Raw genomic sequence first — 9,516 nt, forward strand, 5'->3', positions numbered from 1 at the left:
TTAAAGTTTAAAGATTTATAGGAGTTGCTATCATATTAATCGTATTTATGTGAAATATTTACATTTGGTTTGCTTAATTGTATAATTTAGGTAAGTAAAAATGGTAAATATAGGAGTGAGAATATGGATGTAACAAGCGCAATTCTTAAGAGATTAAGAGAAAATAAAAATATTGCTTTAGAAGAATTAGCTACGGATGTTAATGAGAAATTTAATACAAATATTAATAAAAGTATGATTGCTAAATGGGAAAGTGGCAAATCAAAACCCAAATATGATCAATTAAAATGTTTAGCATCATATTATAACGTTACTACAGATTTTTTATTAGGTTTTGATTTAGATAAATTTGTAGATATTATTGATTTAAGTAATGATCTAGAGATTAATGAAATGGCAAATGAATTTAAAAGTAAATTTTTCATACCAGATTCAGAAGCTTTGATACCTAAGATATAGTTCTAATTTTTTTTAAAAGTTGTAAGAGTATTTAATAGCTCTATGATGCAGTACAATATCTTAAAATTTTACAGACACTGTCTGTAAAATTGAGTTGGTTCAATTTATTAAAAGTATCAGATTATGATATTAGATTTAAAAGAAATGAAGTATAAATTTGCCCCATTTTTGCCCCTTATCCAATAACATTGGACAGTAATATTTAACAATGTGGAATATATTAGGAAACGTATTTGAGCCATTTATGACTATTTAATAGCAAAAAATACCAACTTATATTTTTCCAGAAGTCGTGGGTTCGAATCCCACCAAGTGCACCATTAATAATGGTGATGCCAACAATTTAGAGTTTTTCTAAATTGTTGGCGTTTTCTATTTATAGAGCATAAAAAATAAAAATCAGGGTTGGGCTGTCATTACATTTTTGCCTAATTTTTCGTTATATAGTAATATATTAGAAGATGATATATTGATGAGAAGTAATAATAAGGTTATTTAGAAGAACTATGTAAATCTTTGTTATTTCTATTTTGCTCGATAAAATATGTGATGGTGGAACTAAAATTCTATCTAGTCTGATAAAGAGTTATTTTGAGGAAATTCAGAGAAAGGACTAATAGTAGACAGTAAGAATTTAGGTATAATATTTGTAAGAGGGAATGAAAAAATATCTAATATAAACGCGCCTATATTGTAAAAGAGTTTGTTTTCTGAAGTACTTACTGTAAGTCGTGTTGAATATTAAGTTGCTATATTTAGAGCTTGAAGGCTTAATGTTATTAATATAATGTAGGATTTTCCTAGTTATTGAGATTTTTGAAAAAGTAATTTGAGAAATACGCAAACTGAGTAATGAAGGTGTATGGAAATAATATACAATTAACTGATAGAGTAGGTGGTAGGTGATAAAATGACTAAAAGAGGAGTATTAATATTTATTACTTTAAGTATGATTACATTTGCTTTTTATGCTTATAACATTAACGTAGAGTCAAGAGGATTTATTAATGAGATGATTAATAAAATAGAGGGAAAAACATTAAATTCAAAATTTCAAATAAAAATTAAATCTGGGAATTTATCAACTGACTATAATATAGATCAAGTGCTTAAAGATATAGATAAATTGCAGTTGAATACTTTAAATGTTCCAGTAGTTATAAATATAGATAGTAGAACTTCTGGTAATATGATAATAGATAAAGGAAGTGAGAAGAGGGCTATTGAATTATTTAAAAAATTAAGATGGAAGAAAATAAACATAATATTAGAACCTTATCCATGGATTGAAAACGGAAGTGTGGGAGAAACAGAATGGAAACCAGATAATATAGATGAGTTTTTTAATAACTGGACTAATAATGTTTTGGGAAATTTAATTAAAGATATAGCTATACCATATCATGTTGACGCATTAAACATAGGGACTAGTTTTGTGTATATGGAATCTAATGAGCAGAAAATGTGTGATATGGTTGATTATGTTAGAGATCGATATAAAGGTCTATTAACTTATAGAACAAATTTTTGGGTTACAGCGAAAGATTTCTCACCAGAATTTACAGATAAGTATAATGAAAAATTAAATAATAGGATATTTTCAAAGGTAGATTTCATTTCTATAGCAGCTTATTTTGAGCTTACTTCTAATGACACGAATACGGTAGAAAATTTAATAAGTTCATTAGAGCGTAGCCAAATATATGATAGAAAACAAAATATAAAACAGGAAGTAAAAAACTTCTATGATAAATGGAATAAGCCAATTTTCTTTGGAGAATTAGGTTTTCCAAGAACTAATAAGGCTTCTGTTCAGCCACATAATCCGTTGATTTCTGATATTGTAAATAATAAGGAACAGGCAAATTGCTTTGAGGCATATAGAAGCGTGTTTGAGAATGAACCTTGGAACCTTGGATTCTCTATATTTGCAATAGGTGAAACTAGTGACGATAAAAAGTATTATCCAAGTGAGGAAAGTGCTGAAATTATAAGAAAATGGTATACAAAAAATGAAAGCTAATAAAAGGATATGTTTATAGGAAGTTTAATAAAAATGTATATAGGCTCTAACTAATAAAATTTACAGTATATAGAATTATTGTGAACAATATGATACCCATGAGACATTTTATGTTTAGCATTTTTTAGAGCCTATATGTAACTTTTTAAAAGAAGTTACAAAGCTTTTAGAGTTTTCCTATAACAACGAATACATTTACATATTTATGTATAAGTAGTAAAATAAAGAATAGTGAGATGATTAAACAAATCTAAAGATAATTTTATTAAGAAACGTTTATAAGGAGGTACACATTGTGAGTACAGGAGGAATTAGAAGGCTTTCAAAATCTATCAAATTTGAGTTGTTGATAGAATGGAGCTTTTTTTTTATTTTTATGGGATTTCTGATTATTATGAACAACTATAGTAATTTATTTTTTCATACTGGAATTGAGTTATTTATTAATTTTATTTTTGCAGTAGTATTTGTATTTGCTTTTAATACTTATAGAATTAATAAGAACAACTTCCTATTAATATTGGGAATTGGATACTTTTTTGTAGCAGTACTAGGAATATTTCATATGCTTACTTATACTGGAATGCCTTTCTTAAGCAGTATGGATGGATTAAAGATAGCAACCCAATTTTGGATTGCTTCAAGATACATGGGTGCTTTTACATGTTTGATTGCAATAATATTTAAAATAAGCCCACAAAGGAATATAAATCCGTACGCACTATTCATCGCTTATTTTTGCATAACAATATTTTTGATATCGTCAATATGTATATTTAAAGTTTTTCCAGATTGTTATGTGGAAAATGTGGGGCTGACCTCCTTTAAAATAGTTAGTGAATATGTATTGTGTACTGCATTTTTAATAATTGCTACTGTATTTTTTATATTCGGAAAAAATATTGATAAGTATTTATTTGTATGTTTTGAATGCTTTCTTATATTATCTGGAGTATGCGAAATGTTTTTTGTAAGTTATATAGTTCCGTCAGAATTTACCACTATAATAGGACATACTATAATGATTTTAGCTGCATATTTTTTATACAAAGGAGTTGTAGAGACAGGACTTAGAAAGCCATATAATCTTATGAATAGCGATTTATATACTGCTGATAATAAAGTGAAATTATTTGAAGAAATAGTATTTAATAATGAAGAATGTCTTAATATGATAATAAACAACTCTGACAATGCAATTTTTGTTATTAGTAATAATAAGTTTATATTTGCGAACGAGAAAATGGCTGAACTCTTGGGAGCGGAAAAGGTTGAAGAAATCATAGGAATAGATATTGAGAAAATAATTACAGATGAAGCTAAAGGTGCAGTTTATAGAAGAATAGATAATGCTATATGTAATAAATTAAGTACACCATTTGTTGAAAGCAAGCTATTGAGACTTGATGGGAAAATTGTGGACATTGAAGTTACAAATAGCTTTTGTATGTATAAAGGACAACCTTCTGCCATGGTCATGCTTAGGGATATTACCTCAAGAAGGCAAATACAACTTTTAGAAAGTAACATCGAGGAAAACAAAAAATTGATAAGTAAGGCTACAGAACTTAATAAGATGATGACAGAATTCTTTTCTAATATATCCCATGAACTTAAAACACCATTGAATGTACTTCTGGGTGCTGTTCAGATCTTATCATTGTCAGGCAATGATAAAAATAAGTTAGAATCAGGTAAATACTTAAAAACAATGAAACAAAATTGCTATAGGCTTGTAAGACTTGTAAATAATCTTATTGACATATCAAAGTTTGATTCTGGATACTTTAAAATGAATCTCCAAAACTATAATGTTGTAAGTGTCATTGAAGATATAACATTATCAGTTGCAGATTATGCAAATAATAAGGGGATTGACTTAATATTTGATACAGATGTGGAAGAAAAGGATATGGCAATCGATTTGGATAAAATTGAAAGGATAATGTTAAACTTATTATCTAATGCTATTAAATTTACTGATAAAGGAGGACAGATATTGGTTAATATGTATGATAAAAAAGATAATATTGTAATATCTGTTAAAGATAATGGCGTTGGAATGCCGAAGGATAAACTAAATATGATTTTTGAAAGATTTGGACAAATAGACAAAACACTTGCGCGCAATAGCCAGGGCAGTGGTATAGGGCTATCCCTTGTAAAATCTATTGTAGATATGCATAATGGAGATATTAAGGCTTTTAGTGAATTTGGAAAAGGAAGCGAATTTGTAGTCAAGTTGCCTGTTAGATTTGTTGAAGATAAACTATCATCAGATGGACGTTTATATGAAAGTAAAGTAGAAAAGATAAGTATTGAGTTTTCAGATATATATTATTAAATTTGTAAATTTGCGTAATGATCTGTGCAGAGCACGACATGTAAGTGATGATAGATATGAGTAATATTTATTTAGTATTATAAAGTAAATGAGGAGTAAATAATGGAGATTTTTATTTATAGGACTTATAATGAGTGGTTTGATGATAAACCAACTGAGACCTTGGAGGGCGAGGTGAATTCTATATACAATGGAGTTTTAGTTATTGATACATTGGAAGAATTCAAGAGGTATAGGCAAATACTTTCATTAAAAAATAACTTTGCGATTGTTTATAAGCTTTCATATGGTTTTTTATCATATGCTAAAGAAATCAATATTTATTCAAATTTTAATTCTTGGCAAAACTCTAATCCGGAAATTACCATTATGGGGGAAGTATGTGAAAGTGAATCCACAGATAGTCACTTAGTTTTTATAACTCAAGAGGGGTTTAAGCAGTGCATATCTTTATGTGGAATTTATGCGGTAACATATGAAAGGTAGGATTATATGTATCTACAAGATATAGATTTAAGAAAGGTGTATAGAATATGGAAGTCAAATTTAGGGCCATTTCAAGGGTTCTTCAGAAGTACACCGTTTGTTTCCATTCAAACCTATGATAATTTCATATTAAAAGAAGAAAATACATGTCAATGCAATCAAGGTGCATTGAATATAATAGTGGAAAACTGCAGCGAGAATAATTTTTTGATTGTTGATTTACCTATTGATGAGATTTTAAATTTAGCGTTTTTATTAAATAATGAATATTTTATAAAACCGATTCTAAATATTAATTTATTATTCCATCCATTTGGAATAATAGGGACAAAAGAGAATATTAATAAATTGATAAATAATGGTTTGAATTTAAAGAAAATAAGTACTGAAAAGTTTATTATGCTGATACCGTATGATAGGTATAATGATAATTGGAAGAGTGATGACTTGAAAGATAAATTGAATAATCAATATGGAATAAGTGATGATGATCTTCCAAGTGCGGATATACTAAAAATTCTTGGATACATTAAAATAACTATTTTGACTATAAATAAGATTAAAGATGACTTACAGGATTATATAAATTTTATAAATGAGGATATAGAAGTAGAAGTGATAAAGGTGAGGGGATAATGAAAGATTTCAAGCAGATAGTAAAGAAAAATAAGAGGAAAGCATTATCCATTGCGGTAGCTGCTGCATTTTTTGTAAGTGGACCGCTTGGATTTACAGGCTGTTACAACCCTCAAAAAGAAGATGACGAAGACCAAGATGGAAATGGTTCTAATTATAGTGGCGGTGGGCACGTTGGAGGGTGGAATAGTTTTAGCAGTGGTTCATCTATAAATAGTGACTCTTCTAGCAAGAGCAAAGCTAGCATATCAGATTCGTCAGTTGGTAAATCATCGGGATACTCTGGATCAAAGGGCGGAAGTTCATCAAGTTAGCATAAGCGACAAGATAATTAAAATTTTAAGTATCTTTATGTATGCAAAGAAATTATTTAGGATGTGGATTACTCTATGGAAAAACAGATTAATTATACTGAAGATGTTTTATTTAATAACTATATGGTGAGTTCTTTAGGTGAAGAGTATGTTCACTCGCAAATACCGTTTTATTTTGATAAATCAACTTATGAAAAAATGGTGTTTTATAGTGAAGAAATAAATAGAATTTCATTAAATGTACTTAAGAACATTAAGGAAGGGCATAGTGAGTTATTGAATTATTTTGATGATTTCATGTTTAAAGAAAAAATATTTAACTTGAAATGCCAAATGTCTCCGATGTTTTGGGCCAGATATGATACTTTTAGAGACGTTGATGGGGATATTTATTTTGCAGAATTTAATTATGATAAACCTTGTGGTCAAAAAGAAATTGATTTAGCAGGTAAATGTAGTTTTGATGGAAATATAAATGTTAGTTTTATAAATAATGTAGTTAAAGAATTATTAAAAATATGTAAAGAATATGAGATGGAGAAAGAAAAAATAGATGTGGGATTTTTGATGGATCCGTGTCATTATGAAGAATTACATCACAGTTATTACTTTAAACATATTTTGAAAGATACTAATATTAACATAGTACAAGTTGGACCCAATAATTTATCTGTAAGAGATGGATATGTTTATGCATATTCTAATTTTAAGCTTAAAATAATTTTAAGATTGTTTCCTACAGAATTTTTTTATGAAATTTCTAATATAAGTGAAATATTGAATTCTGTTGATTGTGGGAATCTATTGTTAATTAACGATCCTAGAGTAATTGCTATTCAGGCAAAAGGCTTCTTCGCTTATTTATGGAATCTAGTTAAATCTGATTCAAAGCTTCTTTCAATTAGGGATAAAGAAATAATTACAAAATGTATTCCGTACACAGAAATACTAAATCAGGATGATATACAAGATGTAATAATCAATAAGGACAGCTATGTTGTTAAATCGTCCTTGGGTCGATATAGTCAAGAGGTTTACATAGGTAAGCTTTATACACAAGAAATGTGGGAAAATAAAATTGAAACTGTATCTAAAAGCAATAAAGTACATGTAAAGCAGAAGTTGATAAATATTAGACAAGAATATACTTATGCGCCTGGGAACAATAATATGAATATTCCAGTTTTGGCCTTTGGAAACTTTGGTATTTATATAATGGATTATAAAGTAGAGGGACTTTTGGTTAGATGGAGTAGAGAACTTCTAACTAATGATGATTACACATGGATGTGCCCAATAGGAGTTGAAAATTTCCCGGTTTATATAAAGGAATTTAATCCTAAAAATAGAAAAGAAATTTGGGATGAAATAATAGATGAAAGTGTATTTAAATATAATTTCACAGGAGCTTACACAAATATTTATGAATACATATCATTGAACTCACTAATTTTAAAAGAATGTGCCTATAAAGAAATGCTTTCAGTAAGTAGTAAGTTTTGTGAGATTTTAAAAAAAATATATCCATATATACAAAAAGAAATAGAACTTTTCGGTCCTATACTAGGTATACCAGAAGAACTTTATAAATTAGTTTCAACTTCATGTGCTACATCACTTTGTGCATTAGGAAGAATTGATTTTGCTATTGATAATGATGGAAGTTTGAAAATTTTAGAATTTAATTCTGAGACACCTGCAGGTTTAGTTGAAGCAATTGGATTAAATTCTATAATTAAAGAAAAACTTAATATCCAATATCAAAACCCTAATGTAAATCTCAAGGAGCATATAAAAAAATCATTTTTTAATATATTAGAAGAACTTAAGAAAATAAAAAAAGTTAAAAATATTGCTGTTGTAACTTCTTGGTATTATGAGGATATATATACAAGCAATTTAATAGCTGAAATATTAAAGGAATTGAATGAGTATAGTGTAATTTTTGGAAATATATATGATTTGAAAGTAAATAATAATAAGATTTATCTCTATGGGAATGAAATTGATGCCATTTATAGGCATTATCCATTAGATTGGTTTTCTTATGAAGATGAAATGAAAAAACTAATTGATCCTTTAAGTTCGGGACAGTACTTGATAAATCCTGGACATACACTTATAACTCAATCAAAGGCTCTATTCGCAGTTATTCATGAGCTTGTTAGAAAAAAAATCTTTTCACGTGATGATGAGGAGTTTGTTTTGAAATATATACCATATACATGTTTAGAGCCTGATAATGTTCTTTCTTTTGATTATGTAACCAAGCCATATCTTTCAAGGGAAGGAGCAGGTGTTATGTTAAGTTATGATGAAATGAGTAAAGAATTAGATGATATAGTGTTTCAAGATAGAATAAATATTAAACCGTTATATTCAAATATTTATTCAACAATGAAAGAGGAAAGCAAATACTTGTTTCCTGTAATAGGTACATATATAACAGGTGATATACCATCAGGAGTATTTACTAGAATGGGAGATTTTATAACTGATAAAAATGCAATGTGTGTTGCTACATACATTGAGTGTTAATATAGGCTTTAAATTTGATTAGTGTAATATTAAAAATATACAATTATAGAAGAATATGAGCTAAGGCTAATTATTTAAATAGTAATAAGGAGGAGAGATTTATGACTGGTATTGTAAACAATATTGTAGTTAGTATTATTTTTGGATTGATAGGTATTATATTGCTGATTTTCGGATACTGCTTTTTTGATAAAGTACTAACTAAGATTGATTTTAATCAAGAATTAAAGGAGAAAAATATTGCAGTTGCTATAGTTATAGCTGGTTTTATGATTTCTATAGGAATTATAATTTCAGGAGTCGTATCTTAAAAATAATATATTTACGAAGAGTAATAATTCAAAAACCATCTTGAAATAAATAGATATTTCAAGATGGTTTTTTTTGTTTATTTTAAAAACATGAATTATTTATAGCAATAAATTAAATAATAGTATTAGGCTAACTTTAGGTGAAACGATTGGAATCGTTATTAAATAGATAATTACAATTAAAATACTAAGGAGGAGAGAGACGTATGAGAAAAATTACACTTAAGAAAATTACATCAATAATATTAGTATTATTTTTAAGTATATCAACTTCATTAAATAATACTCCATATAGCTCAGAATTTAATATAATAAGTGTTCTAAACAGTAATAGTATAGAATCATATAGTGATGCTAGGATAGAGGATGATTTTTATAATGCAGTAAATAAGGAATGGTTATCAA

Annotated in this window: 9 protein-coding genes (1 of these 9 running past the window's edge); all 9 read left to right on the forward strand. The window is 27.7% G+C overall.

What is annotated here, in order from left to right; translation table 11 throughout:
- The first annotated feature begins 123 nt into the window (after positions 1-123).
- Positions 124-459, forward strand: a complete 336-nt coding sequence (locus AXY43_RS16885) for a helix-turn-helix domain-containing protein (RefSeq protein WP_105411864.1) — start codon at positions 124-126, stop codon at positions 457-459.
- Between the two features lie 910 nt (positions 460-1,369).
- Positions 1,370-2,482, forward strand: coding sequence for a glycoside hydrolase family 113 (locus tag AXY43_RS16890; RefSeq protein ID WP_023976004.1), 1,113 nt, complete (start codon positions 1,370-1,372; stop codon positions 2,480-2,482).
- Between the two features lie 295 nt (positions 2,483-2,777).
- Entirely contained in the window at positions 2,778-4,826 is a 2,049-nt protein-coding gene (locus AXY43_RS16895; RefSeq protein WP_023976003.1) for an MASE3 domain-containing sensor histidine kinase, read from the forward strand.
- A 102-nt stretch (positions 4,827-4,928) separates the two neighbouring features.
- Positions 4,929-5,312, forward strand: a complete 384-nt coding sequence (locus AXY43_RS16900; protein ID WP_023976002.1) for a hypothetical protein — start codon at positions 4,929-4,931, stop codon at positions 5,310-5,312.
- A 6-nt stretch (positions 5,313-5,318) separates the two neighbouring features.
- A complete protein-coding gene (locus AXY43_RS16905; protein ID WP_105411865.1) occupies positions 5,319-5,948 on the forward strand; it encodes a normocyte-binding protein in 630 nt (209 codons plus the stop codon).
- Positions 5,948-6,262 (forward strand): hypothetical protein, encoded by a 315-nt coding sequence (locus AXY43_RS16910; RefSeq protein WP_011967713.1) that lies wholly within the window; start codon positions 5,948-5,950, stop codon positions 6,260-6,262. Before AXY43_RS16905 ends, AXY43_RS16910 begins: the two co-directional genes overlap by 1 nt.
- A 75-nt stretch (positions 6,263-6,337) precedes the next feature.
- Positions 6,338-8,800 (forward strand): glutathionylspermidine synthase family protein, encoded by a 2,463-nt coding sequence (locus AXY43_RS16915; RefSeq protein WP_023976000.1) that lies wholly within the window; start codon positions 6,338-6,340, stop codon positions 8,798-8,800.
- A gap of 101 nt (positions 8,801-8,901) precedes the next feature.
- Entirely contained in the window at positions 8,902-9,111 is a 210-nt protein-coding gene (locus AXY43_RS16920) for a DUF350 domain-containing protein (protein ID WP_023975999.1), read from the forward strand.
- 206 nt (positions 9,112-9,317) lie between these two features.
- Positions 9,318-9,516, forward strand: the beginning of a protein-coding gene (locus tag AXY43_RS16925; RefSeq protein ID WP_054249155.1) for a M13 family metallopeptidase. It continues 1,862 nt past the right edge of the window; the window shows 199 of its 2,061 coding nt (coding positions 1-199); its start codon is at positions 9,318-9,320; its stop codon lies beyond the right edge, outside the window.

The sequence above is a fragment of the Clostridium sp. MF28 genome, from assembly GCF_002969175.1.
Lineage (GTDB): Bacteria > Bacillota > Clostridia > Clostridiales > Clostridiaceae > Clostridium > Clostridium beijerinckii.

Bases quoted from the DNA above. Each gene is read 5' to 3' on its own strand.
- AXY43_RS16885 (WP_105411864.1), top strand. From the start codon at position 124: ATGGATGTAACAAGCGCAATTCTTAAGAGATTAAGAGAAAATAAAAAT.
- AXY43_RS16890 (WP_023976004.1), top strand. From the start codon at position 1,370: ATGACTAAAAGAGGAGTATTAATATTTATTACTTTAAGTATGATTACA.
- AXY43_RS16900 (WP_023976002.1), top strand. From the start codon at position 4,929: ATGGAGATTTTTATTTATAGGACTTATAATGAGTGGTTTGATGATAAA.
- AXY43_RS16905 (WP_105411865.1), top strand. From the start codon at position 5,319: ATGTATCTACAAGATATAGATTTAAGAAAGGTGTATAGAATATGGAAG.
- AXY43_RS16910 (WP_011967713.1), top strand. From the start codon at position 5,948: ATGAAAGATTTCAAGCAGATAGTAAAGAAAAATAAGAGGAAAGCATTA.
- AXY43_RS16915 (WP_023976000.1), top strand. From the start codon at position 6,338: ATGGAAAAACAGATTAATTATACTGAAGATGTTTTATTTAATAACTAT.
- AXY43_RS16920 (WP_023975999.1), top strand. From the start codon at position 8,902: ATGACTGGTATTGTAAACAATATTGTAGTTAGTATTATTTTTGGATTG.